14 protein-coding genes are annotated in these 15,261 nt (G+C 65.5%); 6 read left to right on the forward strand and 8 right to left on the reverse strand.

The genetic code is table 11. The features are described 5' to 3' along the window. Positions 1–21: 21 nt before the first annotated feature. Both corA and AC3FKH_RS03965 read right to left on the reverse strand, forming a co-directional pair. Positions 22–984, reverse strand: a complete 963-nt coding sequence (corA, locus tag AC3FKH_RS03960; RefSeq protein WP_483709264.1) for a magnesium/cobalt transporter CorA — start codon at positions 982–984, stop codon at positions 22–24. 475 nt (positions 985–1,459) lie between these two features. Continuing rightward, positions 1,460–2,374 (reverse strand): DMT family transporter, encoded by a 915-nt coding sequence (locus AC3FKH_RS03965; protein ID WP_488673120.1) that lies wholly within the window; start codon positions 2,372–2,374, stop codon positions 1,460–1,462. Between the two features lie 201 nt (positions 2,375–2,575). Between AC3FKH_RS03965 and pyrF the strand changes: the two genes are divergently transcribed. Beyond that, positions 2,576–3,394 (forward strand): orotidine-5'-phosphate decarboxylase, encoded by an 819-nt coding sequence (gene pyrF / locus AC3FKH_RS03970; RefSeq protein ID WP_483709262.1) that lies wholly within the window; start codon positions 2,576–2,578, stop codon positions 3,392–3,394. Between the two features lie 71 nt (positions 3,395–3,465). On the opposite strand, the gene AC3FKH_RS03975 is transcribed toward pyrF, so the two are convergent. From AC3FKH_RS03975 to thiL, 3 genes are all read right to left on the reverse strand, one after another. Beyond that, positions 3,466–3,963 (reverse strand): CinA family protein, encoded by a 498-nt coding sequence (locus AC3FKH_RS03975; protein WP_483730335.1) that lies wholly within the window; start codon positions 3,961–3,963, stop codon positions 3,466–3,468. 67 nt (positions 3,964–4,030) lie between these two features. Next, a complete protein-coding gene (locus AC3FKH_RS03980; protein ID WP_488673124.1) occupies positions 4,031–4,597 on the reverse strand; it encodes a phosphatidylglycerophosphatase A family protein in 567 nt (188 codons plus the stop codon). 122 nt (positions 4,598–4,719) lie between these two features. Further along, on the reverse strand, positions 4,720–5,700 hold the full coding sequence (thiL, locus tag AC3FKH_RS03985) for a thiamine-phosphate kinase (protein ID WP_488673126.1): 981 nt from the start codon (positions 5,698–5,700) through the stop codon (positions 4,720–4,722). A 311-nt stretch (positions 5,701–6,011) separates the two neighbouring features. Between thiL and AC3FKH_RS03990 the strand changes: the two genes are divergently transcribed. From AC3FKH_RS03990 to AC3FKH_RS04000, 3 genes are all read left to right on the forward strand, one after another. Continuing rightward, positions 6,012–8,336 (forward strand): NADP-dependent malic enzyme, encoded by a 2,325-nt coding sequence (locus tag AC3FKH_RS03990; protein WP_488673128.1) that lies wholly within the window; start codon positions 6,012–6,014, stop codon positions 8,334–8,336. A 359-nt stretch (positions 8,337–8,695) separates the two neighbouring features. Next, a complete protein-coding gene (locus AC3FKH_RS03995) occupies positions 8,696–9,067 on the forward strand; it encodes a guanyl-specific ribonuclease (protein WP_488673838.1) in 372 nt (123 codons plus the stop codon). After that, positions 9,064–9,675, forward strand: a complete 612-nt coding sequence (locus AC3FKH_RS04000) for a barstar family protein (RefSeq protein WP_483730331.1) — start codon at positions 9,064–9,066, stop codon at positions 9,673–9,675. The genes AC3FKH_RS03995 and AC3FKH_RS04000 overlap by 4 nt, the downstream gene beginning before the upstream one ends. A gap of 127 nt (positions 9,676–9,802) precedes the next feature. Here AC3FKH_RS04000 and AC3FKH_RS04005 read toward each other — a convergent pair whose 3' ends face one another. The 3 genes from AC3FKH_RS04005 to AC3FKH_RS04015 are packed head-to-tail and all read right to left on the reverse strand — an operon-like array spanning position 9,803 to position 11,636. Beyond that, the gene (locus AC3FKH_RS04005) at positions 9,803–10,417 is read right to left on the reverse strand and encodes a YidB family protein (RefSeq protein ID WP_488673131.1); all 615 of its coding nucleotides are present in this window, start codon (positions 10,415–10,417) and stop codon (positions 9,803–9,805) included. 38 nt (positions 10,418–10,455) lie between these two features. After that, a complete protein-coding gene (locus tag AC3FKH_RS04010; RefSeq protein ID WP_488673133.1) occupies positions 10,456–11,205 on the reverse strand; it encodes a 16S rRNA (uracil(1498)-N(3))-methyltransferase in 750 nt (249 codons plus the stop codon). Further along, positions 11,205–11,636: a VOC family protein gene (locus tag AC3FKH_RS04015; RefSeq protein WP_488673135.1), complete on the reverse strand. Its 432-nt coding sequence runs from the start codon at positions 11,634–11,636 to the stop codon at positions 11,205–11,207. Before AC3FKH_RS04015 ends, AC3FKH_RS04010 begins: the two co-directional genes overlap by 1 nt. Positions 11,637–11,896: 260 nt before the next feature. On the opposite strand from AC3FKH_RS04015, the gene tkt reads away from it, so the two are divergent. Beyond that, entirely contained in the window at positions 11,897–13,930 is a 2,034-nt protein-coding gene (tkt, locus tag AC3FKH_RS04020) for a transketolase (RefSeq protein ID WP_488673137.1), read from the forward strand. A gap of 60 nt (positions 13,931–13,990) precedes the next feature. After that, on the forward strand, positions 13,991–14,989 hold the full coding sequence (gene gap / locus AC3FKH_RS04025) for a type I glyceraldehyde-3-phosphate dehydrogenase (RefSeq protein WP_211957310.1): 999 nt from the start codon (positions 13,991–13,993) through the stop codon (positions 14,987–14,989). The last annotated feature ends 272 nt before the right edge of the window (positions 14,990–15,261 follow it).

Below are 15,261 nucleotides of genomic sequence, written 5' to 3' on the forward strand. Positions count from 1 at the left end.
CCGGTCGCGTAACGCGGCTCCTCAGCCAAGCCATCCCTTCCTGCGGAAATACACCAGCGGAATCGCCGCCGACACCGCCATCAGCGCGATCGCCCACGGATACCCCGCGGCCCAGTCCAGTTCCGGCATGAACTTGAAGTTCATGCCGTAGATGCTTGCGATCAGCGTGGGCGGCATCAGCGCCACCGACACCACCGAGAACAGCTTGATGATCTTGTTCTGGTTGATGTTGATGAAACCGACGGTCGCGTCCATCAGGAAGTTGATCTTGTCGAACAGGAACGCGGTGTGGTTCTCGATCGAGTCGATATCGCGCAGGATCTGGCGCGCCTCGTCCTGCTGCTCGGCTGACAGCAACTGGCTGCGCATCAGGAACGACACCGCGCGGCGCGTGTCCATGACGTTGCGGCGGATGCGGCCGTTCAGGTCTTCCTCGCGCGCGATGGTTTCCAGCACGTCGGCGGCCGCGGCGTCGGTCACGTTCTCGGCCAGCACGCGGCGGCTCGCTTCTTCCAGGCGTTCGTAGACTTCCTCGATCGAGTCGGCCGAGTATTCGGCATCGGTCGCGTACAGGTCCATCAGCACGTCCTTGGCGTTGCGCACCGAGCCCGGGCGCATGCGGGCGCGCAGCCGCACCAGGCGGAACACCGGCAGGTCTTCGTCGTGGATGGAGAACAGCACGTCGCGCGTGAGCACGAAGGCCACGCGCACGTTGCGCGACGCTTCTTCCTCGTCGAGCAGGAAGTCGGTGCGGATGTGGATGTTCTCGTCCTCGCCTTCGAAATAGCGCGCGGACGCTTCCAGGTCGCCCAGGTCTTCCAGTTCCGGCAGGGCTACGCCGTAGGTTTCCTTGATCCAGGCGAGTTCCTCGTCGTCGGGGCTGACGACGTCGATCCAGATCGGCTTGTGCTGAAGCAGCTCGCTGCGCTCGTCGACCTGCTCCTGGGCAAGCCGGCCTTTTTGCAGGACGAACAGGTTGATCATCCCCGGGATTCCTTATTGCTAATGCTGATTACGACGAAAAAACAATGACAAGCGCGAAGACAAGCGCAGGCAGGCTCGCCGCATCCCAGGTGGTCCGGACCGGTTCAGTGCGGAATCACGGGCAAGCGTGATCGCGCTGCGCGGACGGCATCAGGCCGGCGGGCGCAAGGCGATGGCGTTTGCCTGGGGTGGCTGGCAAGCCGGGAGAGGGAAGATCCGCAATGGCGCGGCACGCGCTGCGGCGGCCGTCGGCGATACGGAAAAACACTCGCCCGCATGGATTCTGCGGGCGATGCGACGAGGCGGGAGCGCGTGGCGGCTCCGGCGGTTCGTCTACGCAGCCCGCAGTGACATGGCATCCGACGAAGCTGCGTTAACTGTGTTACCGCGGCAACTCGAACACCCGATGCTACTGCCCACGTAGTTTCTCCGGGATTGTGATGGCCGCGAGTGTAGCCCAACGCGGGGGGGCTTGTTAAGTGAAATCTCCACGCGCGGCGCCGGCCTGCAGGCGTCGCCGCAACAGTGGCACCAGCATCACCGACGACAGTGCCGCGAACATCAGCGCAATCGCCGTGTAGTCCTGCCAGTGCGGCTGCTCGCCGAGCATCCACATGCCTGAAAACACGCCGACCACGGGAATGAACATGACCGACAGGCTCGATACCACCGGTGGCAGGTTGCGCGCCAGCGCGAACCAGACCAGGTGGCAGTAGGCGAATACCACCACGGCGTTGTAGGCGATGGCACCCCATTCGGCAGCATTCGGCATGCGCCAGCCGGTCTCCAGCAACAACGTGCCCGCGGCCAGGAAGGGCAGGGTGACCGTCAGCATCCAGAACGTTAGCGTGCCGATCGGGATGTCGATCTGCGTGCGCTTCATGAGCTGCGTGCCGAAGCCCCAGCCGGCTGCCGCCGCGAGCATCAGCAACGTACCGGCCGGGCTGCCGGTCAGCGCGCGGATCTCGCCCGACAGCAGCAGGATGGTGCCGGCCAGCGCGCACGCAATGCCGACCCAGGCCGACACGCCAATGCGGTCGCGGTATAGCACCAGGCCCCACACCACGGCCCAGATCGGCATGGTGTAGCCCAGGATCGCGGCGCGTCCGGACGACAGCATCTTGACCGCGCAGATCGCCAGCAGGTGCCAGAACACCATGTTCGGGATGGCCAGCTTGACGATGGTGGCCCATTGCGCGCGCGGCACGCGCAGTGATTCGCCGCGCACGCGCAGCGCCAGGCCCAGCGCCACCACGCCGCCGGCCATGCACAGCAGCCGGAAGCCCATGGCGGGGAAATGCGCCACGCCAATTTTCATGATGGGCCAGTTCACGCCCCAGGCAATGGTCAGGATGACCAGCAGGATGAGGCCGCGGCGATCGAGAGACATGTCGTGAATGGCGGCTGCGTGTCACGCCGCTCTTTGTTTTGACTTTGAGCGCGAAACGATAGCATGCAGCGGGTAAAATTGCCGGAAACGACATATGCTGCGTACAGGAGGGGCCTATCCGTCCCAGCGCCCCAGCCCGCAGCGACCGGTCGCCCGCCCCTGTGCAGGCGGCGCCGGAGCCAACAGGATATCGAGTAGCCCATGACCTTTATCGAGCAGCTGTCTGCCGCCTGGCAGCGCAACGATTCCCTCCTCTGCGTCGGACTCGATCCCGATCCGCAGAAGCTGCCGCTGTCCCTGACCGGGGCGGGCGGCGCGATCTTCTCCTTCTGCCGCGAGATTGTCGATGCCACCGCCGACCTGGTCTGCGCGTTCAAGCCGCAGATCGCCTACTTCCATTCGCAGCGCGCCGAAGACCAGCTCGAACAGCTGATCCACTATATCCATGACGCCCACCCGGGCATCCCGGTGATCCTGGACGCCAAGCGCGGCGACATCGGCTCCACCGCCGAGCACTACGCCAGCGAAGCGTTCGAACGCTACAAGGCCGATGCGGTGACCGTCAGCCCGTACATGGGCTTCGACTCGATGCAGCCGTACCTGGCCTATCCGGACCGCGGCGTGATCGTGCTGTGCCGGACGTCGAACCCGGGAGGATCGGATGTGCAGTTCCTTCAGGTGGATGGAAAGCCGCTTTACCAGCTGGTAGCCGAGGCCGCCAGGGAGCGCTGGAACACCACCGGCCAGATGGGCCTGGTGGTCGGCGCCACCTTCCCGAACGAGATCGCGCGCGTGCGCCAGATTGTTGGCGACATGCCCTTGCTGATCCCGGGCATCGGCGCGCAGGGCGGCGATATCGAGGCCACCGTCAAGGCTGGCCGCACGGCGGATGGGACCGGCATGATGATCAATTCGTCGCGCGCCATCCTCTATGCCAGCCGCGAGAAGGACTTCGCGACCGCGGCGCGCAATGTGGCGATGCAGACGCGGGATGTCATCAACCGCTATCGCCACGGCTGAGCCGCGCCGGGCAGGCGCAAAGCGCCGTGACAACGGAAAAGGCCGCGCCAACAGGCGCGGCCTTTTCCGTTTCAGGCCTCGTTGCGTACCAGTTCAAGCAGCCCGCGCATGGCGTGCTCCGCCGCCTGGCGGCGGATCTGCGCGCGGTCGCCCTTGAAGCGCTGGGTCTCGGTGCGCGTGGTAATGCGGTTGCTCCAGCCGAAACAGACCATGCCGACCGGCTTGTCGGCGGTGCCGCCATTGGGCCCGGCCACGCCCGTGATCGACAGCGATACTTGTGCGCGGCTGTTGAGCAGCGCGCCCTCGGCCATCGCCCTGGCGACTTCCTCGCTGACGGCGCCGTGGTCGCGGATCAGCTTGGCGGGCACGCCGATCATCGTGCTCTTGGCCTCGTTCGAGTAGGTGACAAAGCCGCGCTCGAACCATCCTGACGAACCGGAGACATCGGTAATGGCCGCGGCCACCAGCCCGCCGGTGCAGGACTCGGCCGTGGCCAGCATCAGCGATCTTTCGGCGAGGGCTACGCCAGCCTGGATGGCAAGTTGATCGAGCAAGCGGCTGATGGACATAGGTGAAAGTTGCCTGGCAATGGAAGGGGCTTGGCGGGTGAACCGTCGTGCAAGCGTGGCAAGGATGTCAGAACGAGCGCCACAACGCGAACACCAGCAAGGTGTAGAACGCCGCGAAGATGTCGTCGAACATCACGCCGAACGCGCCGCGCAGCCCCGGGCCCTTGAGCGAGCGGTCGTAATAGGCGATCGGCGCTGGCTTGGCGATATCGAACAGCCGGAACCACAGGAAGGCGGCGAACTGGCCCCAGAGGCCCGTGGGCATGACGAACGTCAGCACCAGCCAGAACGCGATGATCTCGTCCCAGACCATGCTGCCGTGGTCGTGCACGCCCATGTCGCGCGCGGTGCGTGCACAGGCCCACAGCCCGATCAGGAAGCCGGCGCCGATGATCCACAGCCAGGTGGTCGGCTCGATCCACAGCGAGATCGCGGCAAAGGACAGCCACCCGTAGAGGGTGCCCACGGTACCGGGGCTGACCGGCGACAGGCCGGAGCCGAAGCCGAGGGCGATCAGGCGGGCCGGGTGCGCCAGCATGAAGCGGGCCGTGGGCCGGGTCACCTTGGCGGTTTGCCCGGCTTCGAGGGTCATGGCGGGGTCGCGCGGCGCGGCCGCGGGAGGGGAGGTCGACATCAGGATTGGCTCGTGTGCTTATGTTTTATGTCCGCGGCGCCTTGCGTGCCAGTTTCCCGGGTTCCCTCCCGGGTTTGCCGGCGCCGACAATGCCGGCATCATGACACGGTCGTATGCCGCTGTCAGGACGAGGCGAAGTGGTCGAAGCTGGCGCCGGCATAGCTCACCGGGCTGCCATGGCGGTCGACCAGTCGTAATCCTGGCTCGGGCGTGATCGCGCCGACCCGTGTCAGTGGCAGTTCCAGGCGCTCCGCGATCGCTGCGATGGCTTCGCGGTTGCCGATGGGCGCGGTGAAGCAGAGTTCGTAGTCGTCGCCCCCGGCCAGCACGCATTCGCGCTGCAGGGCTTCGGGCTGGCTGGCGAGCACTTCCGAGCGCGGCAGCGCATCGACATCAAGCAGTGCGCCGACCTGCGAGCGCGCCAGGATGTGGCCGAGGTCGCCGATCAGTCCATCCGAAATATCGAGTGCGGCATGCGCCATGCCGCGGAGCGCCAGGCCCAGCGCGATCCGCGGGGAGGGCGTCTCCATGCGCGGGCGCACGCGGCTGAAGTCGGGTTCGGGGAGCAGCCACTCGCCACGGCAGTCGCCGAGGGCCAGGCGGGCATCGCCAAGCGTGCCGGAAACCCAGATATCGTCGCCGGGACGCGCGGCGTCGCGCCGCAGCGCGGCGCGCGGCGGCACATCGCCGAATACGGTCAGGCTGAGCGTAAGCGGCCCGCGTGTCGTGTCGCCGCCGATCAGCTCGCACCCGTGGGCGTCGGCCAGTGCCAGCATGCCTGCAGCCAGTTCCTCCAGCCAGGCGGGATCGGCCTCTGGCAGCGCCAGCGCCAGCGTGAACGCGCGCGGCTCGGCGCCCATGGCCGCCAGGTCGGACAGGTTAACCGCCAGCGCCTTGTGGCCGAGCGCCCGGGGCGGGACATCGGCAAAGAAATGCCGGCCGCTGACCAGCATGTCGGTGCTGATGGCGAGGTGATGGCCGGGCCGCGGATCGATCAGTGCGCAGTCGTCGCCCACGCCGAGCACGGCCTTGCGCACCGGCCGGGTGAAGAAGCGGCGGATCAGGTCGAACTCGGAGAGCTGCGCGCGGCGGATCGTGGACATGGGATTAAGCGGGCCAGGCCGGCGCCGGCGCAAAAAAGGCGGATCGGGACAAGGATGCTGCCTGCCAGGAGGCTCGGCAAGATACCGCAGCGGGCGGCAGCAGTGACTGTTGCTTGCTGGTCAAGGCCTGCGGCTTGGGGCATATTGTACCGAATCACAATGCTGGTCCTCGCAAAATGCTTATTGTGAAATAATATTTCACAATGTAAAATGCCGGGTCCAGAGGAAGAGATGGGCGGGCACGTGGAGCCGGTCCGCCATCATCCCGAAGCCACGTCAAATGACGGCTCCACCGATTGGAATATGCGCCGATGACCAGCCCTCAGCAGTCCCCGTCCCAAGACGATCTGAAACAGCAGCAGCGTGAGGCGCTGCGCAAAGCGGCGCTCGAGTACCACGAGTTTCCGACTCCTGGGAAGATCTCCGTCACGCCGACCAAGCCGCTGTCCAACCAGCGCGATCTGGCCTTGGCCTATTCGCCGGGCGTGGCCGCTGCCTGCGAGGAAATCGTCGCCGATCCGGCGAATTCGTTCCGCTACACCGCGCGCGGCAACCTGGTGGCCGTGATCACCAACGGCACCGCCGTGCTGGGCCTGGGCGATATTGGCGCCGCGGCGTCCAAGCCGGTGATGGAAGGCAAGGCCGGCCTGTTCAAGAAGTTTGCCGGCATCGACGTCTTCGACATCGAAATCGACGAAAAAGACCCCGAAAAGCTGGTGCAGGTCATTGCTGCGCTGGAACCGACCTTCGGCGGCATCAACCTGGAAGACATCAAGGCGCCGGAGTGCTTCTACGTGGAGCGCACGCTGCGCGACAAGATGAAGATCCCCGTCTTCCACGATGACCAGCACGGCACCGCCATCGTGGTCGCCGCGGCCGTCATCAACGGCCTGACGGTGGTGGGCAAGGACATCAAGAAGGTCAAGCTGGTGGCCTCGGGCGCGGGCGCAGCGGCGCTGGCCTGCCTGGACCTGCTGGTGGACCTGGGCCTGCCCATCGAGAATATCTGGGTGACCGACCTGGCCGGCGTGGTCTATGAAGGCCGTACCGAGCTGATGGACCCGGAAAAGGCACGCTTCTGCCAGAGGACCGACAAGCGCAAGCTTGGCGAGGTGATCGACGGCGCCGACATCTTCCTGGGCCTGTCCGCCGCCGGGGTGCTCAAGCAGGACATGGTCCAGCGCATGGCCGAAAAGCCGCTGGTGCTGGCCCTGGCGAACCCGAACCCCGAAATTGCACCTGAACTGGTCAAGGAAGTCCGCCCGGACGCCATCATGGCCACCGGCCGTACCGACTACCCGAACCAGGTCAACAACGTCCTGTGCTTCCCGTTCATCTTCCGCGGTGCGCTCGACTGCGGCGCGACCACCATCACGCGCGAGATGGAAATCGCCGCCGCCAATGCGATCGCTGAACTGGCGCGGCAGGAGCAAAGCGATATCGTGGCCTCGGCCTACGGTATCCAGGACCTGTCGTTCGGCCCGGAATACCTGATCCCGAAGCCGTTCGACCCGCGCCTGATCGTGTGGGTGGCCCCGGCCGTGGCGGAAGCCGCCATGAAGTCCGGCGTGGCCTCGCGTCCGATCGAGGACATGGACGCCTACCGCCTGCAGCTGCAGCAGTTCGTGTACCACTCGGGCACGCTGATGAAGCCGATCTACGCCGCCGCCCGCAAGGTCGAGATGGCGAAGAAGCGCATCGTCTTCGCCGAGGGCGAGGAAGAGCGCGTGCTGCGCGCCGTGCAGGTGATCGTCGATGAAAAGCTGGCCAACCCGATCCTGATCGGCCGCCCGGCGGTGCTGCAGCACCGCATCGAACGCTTCGGCCTGCGCCTGCGCCCGGGCGTGGACTTCACCGTGGTCAATCCCGAGCACGACGACCGTTTCCGCGACTACTCCGATACCTACTACCGGACCATGGCGCGGGAAGGCGTCACGCCGCAATACGCCAAGCTCGAACTGCGCCGCCGCACCACGCTGATCGGCGCGATGCTGGTCAAGAAGGGCGAAGCCGACGGCATGATCTGTGGCACCGTCAGCAACACCGCCGCGCATCTGCGCTACATCGACCAGGTGCTTGGCGGCACCAACAAGGTCTACGCAGCCATGAACGGCCTCGTGCTGCCGGGCCGCCAGATCTTCCTGGTCGATACGCACGTGAACGTCGACCCGACTGCCGACGAACTGGCCGAGATCACGCTGATGGCCGCGGAAGAGCTCAAGCGCTTTGGTATCGAACCCAAGGTGGCGCTGCTGTCGCACTCGAATTTCGGCTCGTCCGAAGCGCCGTCGGCGCGCAAGATGCGCGATACGCTGGCGATCCTGCGCGAACGTGCGCCGGAACTCGAAATCGATGGCGAGATGCATGGCGACAGCGCGCTGGACCAGAAGCTGCGCGACAGCCTGGTGCCGGACGGCTCGCTCAAGGGCGAAGCCAACCTGCTGGTCTGCCCGAACATCGACGCGGCCAATATCTCGTACAACCTGCTGAAGGTTGCTGCGGGCAACAACGTCGCAATCGGGCCGATCCTGCTGGGCGTGAAGGCGCCGGTGCACATCCTGACGCCGTCCGCGACGGTGCGCCGCATCGTCAACATGACCTCCCTGGTCGTGGTCGACTCCGCTGCCAAGCGCTAAGCCGAATACGGCTCACCGTGGCGAAAAAGCCGGGCTTGCCCGGCTTTTTTTGCGACTTGAATTTTCACGTTAGTATGCGCACACATCCTATTAACACATTGAAACAATTGAGGATTTTGCGCTGGCGGTGGGCCGGGATTGATTAATTTCCTGCATGCGCGTACCCTTACGCCTTTGATGCAGGCGCTCGCCACGAGCGCTCCGGTGAGGTCGGCGGCTAGCAAGCCGGCCAGGGTGGCCCGGACAACTTGTCTACCCAGCAGGCGGCAGGCTCGATTTCCGGTTCAACCAAGACAACCAACGTGGGTTCCCAGATTCCCCTGATTCAACAGCGGCAAACGCCCGTTCGCGTCCGGCGCGTGCTGGCAAGCGCCCTGACGGGCATGGTCCTGGCGCTGGCATGCATCCAGCCGTCACTGGCAAGACAGCAGTCCGAAGGGCTCCCGGGAACCATTGCCGTGCAGCAATTGCCCAATGAAGCACGGCAGACGCTGGAGCGCATTGAGGCCGGCGGCCCGTATCCCTATGAGAAGGACGGTTCGCGGTTCGGCAATTACGAACGTATCCTCCCTCAACAACAACGCGGTTATTACCGTGAATATACGGTCAAGAGCCCGAGCAGCCGGAACCGGGGAGCAAAGCGGATTATTTGCGGCGGCGACCAGCGCGCGGCGAACGACTGCTATTACACAGAAGACCACTACAACAGCTTCAAACGGATAACCAAATGATGACTGACATTTTCGGATTGGGCGACGCCCTTGCCGCCCGCGAGGAGCGCGGCGCCGGAGATGGCTGGCAGCGGGCGCAGCACCAGGCCCAGAACCTTTACGACAACGTGCTGATGATGCCGCGCCAAGAGCTCACGCACAAACTTCCGCCCGCCGCTCCGGCCGCCGTGCCGGCCATCGCGAGCTGGGCCGACGGGGCTGAGGGAGCCATGAACCTGTTCAAGTCGGTGCGCCCGAACATTGTCCAGTCGATCCGCGCGTTCCGCGTGCCTGACCTCGCCCAGGCGGCCGCCGAACTTGGCCAGCATTTCCTGTATGCGAACTGCGCCCATTGCGCGAGCAAGGCGGAGATCCTGGAAACGATTGCGACATCGTTCACGTTCCCCAAGCATTTCGGCAAGAACTTCGACGCGCTGGCCGATTGCCTGACCGACATGATTCACAAGGCTGGCCAGCAGCCGGGCTTCGTGATCGTGCTGGAAGGCCTGCCGATCGCGCAGAAGTTCGACAAGGAAGCGCGCGAGGTCCTGCTGGACGTGTTCCGCGATGCGGCCGAGTTCTGGGGCGAGCGCAAGGTCCAGTTCCGCGTGTTCTATTCGTTTGCCTGATTAGCTACTAGCTATTAGCTGTTCGCTGCGCGGGGCTAAGCTCCGGTCAGACGTGAAGAAACAAAGCCCGCGATCGTCATCGACGATCGCGGGCTTTGGCTTTTTTGCGGACCTGGCTGCGGAGCGTTCAGGACTGCGACGGCAAGTGCCCGTGCGGGGTCAGCCGGTCGATCAGTTCGGGCAGGCCTTCGCTGAGCTGAGCCGCCACGTCGTCCTGCGACATGCCGGTGGAGTTGGCCAGCGATTCGAGCGCGCCAGTGTCGCCTAGCGCATTGCTCAGAGCCGATGGCGTCACGGGCTGGTTGCTGCCCGCGCCAATCCACGAATCGACCTGCTCGCCGAGGCCGGCCTGCGCGAGCACGTCACGCAATGCGCCGATGCCGCCGGTGGCAGCGCCGAGCGCCTGGCTGTTGGCCGGCGCGCCGCCCTGGCCGCCGAGCAGCCCACCGAGCAGCGAGCCGAGATCCAGGCCGCCGCTGGCGCCGCCTCCAGCGCCGCTGGCCAGCCCGCCGAGCAAGCCGCCGAGGCTTCCCAGTCCGCCAAGCCCGTCATCCTGCCCCGGCTGCGCCGTGCCTTCCGTTGCGCCGCCCTCCTTGTGGCGCATCGCCATCATGGCCAGCAGCCCGAGCGCCATCATCAGCTTCGGGTTCAGGCCGCCGGCGCTTTGGCCTTCGCTCTCGCCCTGGCGCGCGCCGCCGAGTTGCCCGAGCACTCCGCCCAGCACGCTATCGAGTAATCCCATGGTCGACTCCTCTTCAAGAAGGACGGCGTGCGCCGCCATCAAAATCCGCCAAGCAAGGCGTTCAGCGTAGCCAGGCAAGCCAGCCCGGCGGTTTCGGTCCGCAGGATGCGCGGGCCGAGTGACACGGCGGTGAAGCCGGCATGCCGCGCTGCCTCTTCTTCTTCCGGCGCCAGGCCGCCTTCCGGTCCGATCAGCAGCGTGACGCCGCCGGCCAGCAGCGTTTCCCGGTTTGCCGCAGCGTAGGCGGGAAGCGTCTGAACCGCGCGCGGCGACACCAGCAGCCGCGCGCTGTCGCCCGGCGCGCGCAGCCAAGTATCCAAGTTAGCTACCGGCGCGACTGTCGGCAAGCGATTGCGTCCGCATTGCTCGCAGGCGGCTTCGACCAGGGCCTGCCAGTGCGCCTGCCGCTTCTGCGCGCGCTCGCCGCTCAGCCGCACGACCGAGCGCGCGGCCTGCAACGGCTGGATCGCCGCCACGCCAAGCTCGACAGCCTTCTCGATCAGCCAGTCCATCTTGTCGCCGCCGGCCAGTCCTTGCGCCAGCGTGACGCGGAACGGCGGCTCGGCTTCGGTCGTGTCGTGATCACCCACACGCGCGAGCGCGTGGCGCTTGCCCAGTTCCGCCAGGGTGGCGGCATGGCTGCCCCCACGCCCGTCGAAGAGCGTCATGGCGTCGCCGGTCTCCAGGCGCAGCACCTGCACGTGGCGGACGACGGCTTCGGGCAGCGCGAAATCGGTACCGGCGGCAAGCGCCGCCTCGGCGCTGCCGACAAAGAAACGGGGTGGCATCAGCTTGTCTTGCTTTCCTGGTTGGCGGCTACGGGTTTGCCGAAGCCCCAGCGGTAACCGTCCTGGTCTTCCACCATGCAGTAGCGGTCGCCCCAGAACTGGTCGGCCGGCTCCATCAGGCTGATGGCGCCGCCGGCGACGGCTTGCGCGTGCATGGTGTCGACATCATCGCAATAGACGTAAAAGGTCTGCGGGCACTCCACGCCGAGCGAGCGCGGCGTGCGTGCCGTGCTGCCCCAGGCGCCCTCGGGCGCGAACATCACGATAAGTTCGCCCTGGTAGTGCATTTCGACGTGGGTGGGCACGCCGTTTTCATCGACCACGTTGGCCGCCGCGAAGCCGAAGGCGCGCTGGTAGAAGTCCAGGGCTGCGCGTGCGTTGCTGACGGTCAGGTAAGGGGTGAGCCTCGGGGTATTGGCCGGTCTCGTCATGATCGTCTCCTGTCGGGAAACCTGGCGCTGCCAAACGGCACGCGGTGCGAGAGTGCATCTTACGCGTGCCGGAGAGCGCTGTCGAAGTCCGCGCCCCGACGGGGAAAGTGCGGCAACGGCAATATGCGGGCGCCGCCGCGCTTGTGCGATTACCGCCCCGCGCCCGCCCCGCCTGCTCCCGCCGCTACGGCCGGATTTGCCCCCGGTATCTGTTAAAATTCCGGTTTTCCTGCCGCCAGGCCCAGCGCCATTACGCCCGCATGTCCGCCCTCGCTCATCCCGCCACAAGTCCTTTCGCTTCCCAGCCTGCCAAGCTGATGGCCGATGCCATTCGCGTGCTTGCCATGGACGCCGTCCAGCAAGCCAATTCCGGCCATCCGGGCGCGCCGATGGGCATGGCCGATATCGCCGTGGCACTGTGGGGCCGGCACCTGAAGCACAACCCGGCCAACCCGCACTGGGCCGACCGTGACCGCTTCGTGCTGTCCAACGGTCACGGCTCGATGCTGATCTACGCGCTGCTGCACCTGACCGGCTATGACCTGCCGATCGAAGAGCTGAAGAACTTCCGCCAGCTCCACAGCAAGACCGCGGGGCACCCCGAGTACGGCATTACCCCCGGCGTCGAAACCACCACCGGCCCGCTGGGCCAGGGCATCACCAACGCGGTTGGCATGGCGCTGGCCGAACGCCTGCTGGGCGAAGAGTTCAACCGCCCGGGCTTCGACATCGTCAACCACCACACCTACGTGTTCCTGGGCGATGGCTGCCTGATGGAAGGCATCAGCCACGAGGCCTGCTCGCTGGCCGGCACGCTGAAGCTGAACAAGCTCATCGCGATGTGGGATGACAACGGCATCTCGATCGACGGCGACGTGGTGCACTGGTTCAACGACGACACCCCGAAGCGCTTCGAAGCCTACGGCTGGAACGTGATCCGTGGCATCGACGGCCATGACGTGACCGCCATCGACCTCGCCATCGCGCAGGCCAAGGCCAGCGACAAGCCGACCCTGATCTGCTGCCGCACCAAGATCGGCAAGGGCGCACCGAACAAGGAAGGCGGCCACGATGTGCATGGCGCGCCGCTGGGCGGCGCCGAAGTGCTGGCCACGCGCGAGGCGCTGGGCTGGGCCCATGCCCCGTTCGAAGTGCCGGCCGATGTCTACGATGCCTGGGACGCCAAGGCTACCGGCCAGGCCCTGGAAAAGGCCTGGACCGCGCTGTTCGACGGCTACGCCGACCGCCATCCGTACGAAGCCGGCGAATTCCGGCGCCGCATGCGCGGCGAGCTGCCGGCGGCATTCGACGCTGCCGTTGACGCCTTCATCGCCAAGTGCGAGGAAAAGGCCGAGACCATCGCCACCCGCAAGGCCAGCCAGAACACCATCGAAGCCTTCGGCCCGGTGCTGCCCGAGTTCCTCGGCGGCTCGGCCGACCTGACCGGCTCGAACCTGACCAACTGGTCGGGCAGCCAGCCGGTGCGCGTCGATGCCTGGGGCAACCACATCAACTATGGCGTGCGCGAGTTCGGCATGAGCGCCATCATGAACGGCATCGCGCTGCATGGCGGCTATATCCCCTACGGCGCGACGTTCCTGACGTTCTCGGACTACAGCCGCAACGCGCTGCGCATGGCGGCGCTGATGAAGATTCGCTCGCTGTTCGTGTTCACGCACGATTCCATCGGCCTGGGCGAGGACGGCCCGACGCACCAGTCGATCGAGCACGTCGCCAGCCTGCGCCTGATCCCGAACCTGGACGTGTGGCGTACCGCCGACACCACCGAGACCGCGGTGGCCTGGGCCCAGGCCGTGCGCCGCGAGAACGGCCCGAGCTGCCTGATATTCAGCCGCCAGAACTTGCCGTTCCAACAGCGTGACGACGTGACCCGCGCCAATATCGCCCGCGGCGGCTATGTGCTGCGCGACGGTACCAACCCGAAGACCGGCCGTCCTGACGCGGCCATCCTCGCCACCGGCTCGGAAGTCGGCCTGGCTGTCGGCGCCGCTGACCAGCTGGCGATCGAAGGCGTACATGTGCGCGTGGTGTCGATCCCGTCGACGAGCGTGTTCGACAAGCAGGACGCCGCCTACAAGGCCAGCGTGCTGCCCGCGGGCGTGCCGCGCGTGGCCGTGGAAGCCGGTGTGACGGATTTCTGGTGGAAATACCAGGTCCAGGCTGTTGTGGGCATCGACACCTTCGGCGAATCGGCTCCGGCGGGCGTGCTGTTCAAGCACTTTGGCTTCACCGTCGACAACGTGGTCCGGACCGTCAAGGACACGTTGCAATAAGTTTCCGGCGGACAATCCGACGCCCCAGTTTTCTAGCATCAGGCATCTCAGGAGATAAACATGACCATCAAGATCGGCATCAACGGCTTCGGCCGCATCGGGCGCATGGTGTTCCGCGCCGCCGCCGCGAACTTCAAGGACATCGAAGTCGTTGCCATCAACGACCTGCTCGAGCCCGACTACCTGGCGTACATGCTGAAGTACGACTCGGTGCACGGCCGTTTCGACGGTGAAGTGTCGGTCGACGGCAACACGCTGGTCGTCAACGGCAAGAAGATTCGCCTGACGGCCGTCAAGGACCCGTCCGAACTGAAGTGGGGCGAAGTCGGCGCCGACGTGGTGATCGAGTCGACCGGCATCTTCCTGACCAAGGAAGGCGCGCAGAAGCACATCGACGCGGGCGCCAAGAAGGTGATCATGTCGGCCCCGTCCAAGGACGACACCCCGATGTTCGTGTACGGCGTGAACCACGAGACGTACAAGGGCGAAGCGATCATCTCGAACGCCAGCTGCACCACGAACTGCCTGGCTCCGGTGGCCAAGGTGCTGAACGACAAGTGGGGCATCAAGCGCGGCCTGATGACCACCGTGCACGCTGCCACCGCCACGCAGAAGACCGTTGACGGCCCGTCCAACAAGGACTGGCGCGGCGGCCGCGGCATCCTGGAAAACATCATTCCGTCGTCGACCGGCGCTGCCAAGGCCGTTGGCGTGGTGATCCCGCAGCTGAACAAGAAGCTGACCGGCATGTCGTTCCGCGTGCCGACTTCGGACGTGTCCGTGGTCGACCTGACCGTCGAACTGGAAAAGTCGGCGTCGTACGAAGAAATCTGCGCCGAGATGAAGGCACAGAGCCAGGGCGCGCTGAAGGGCGTGCTGGGCTACACCGAAGACAAGGTCGTTGCCACGGATTTCCGCGGCGATGCACGCACGTCGATCTTCGACGCTGAAGCCGGCATCGCGCTGGACGGCACCTTCATCAAGGTCGTGAGCTGGTACGACAACGAGTGGGGCTATTCGAACAAGTGCCTGGAAATGGCACGCGTCGTGGCCAAGTAAGCCCGTTTGTCATAAAAAACGCGCCTTCGGGCGCGTTTTTTTGTTTTGGGCGCGCCGCTGCCGACAGCGGCCTGCGCCGCAGCGCCGGCCAGGCACGGCTGGAGTTTCATGAAAGTAGGCGAAATTTGCTCATACTGGCGGTAAAACGCCGACCATTGTCAGGAGCGAAATGCCGAATCTGCTTTCCGCTGCCGTTTTTTCCACTTACACTGATAACGAGCCGTTGATATCTGATGTGCAGCCAGTGCAAGTCGCGGGGCCATCTTTGTTGA

The sequence above is a fragment of the Cupriavidus sp. 21MJTG02-4 genome (genome assembly GCF_057798975.1).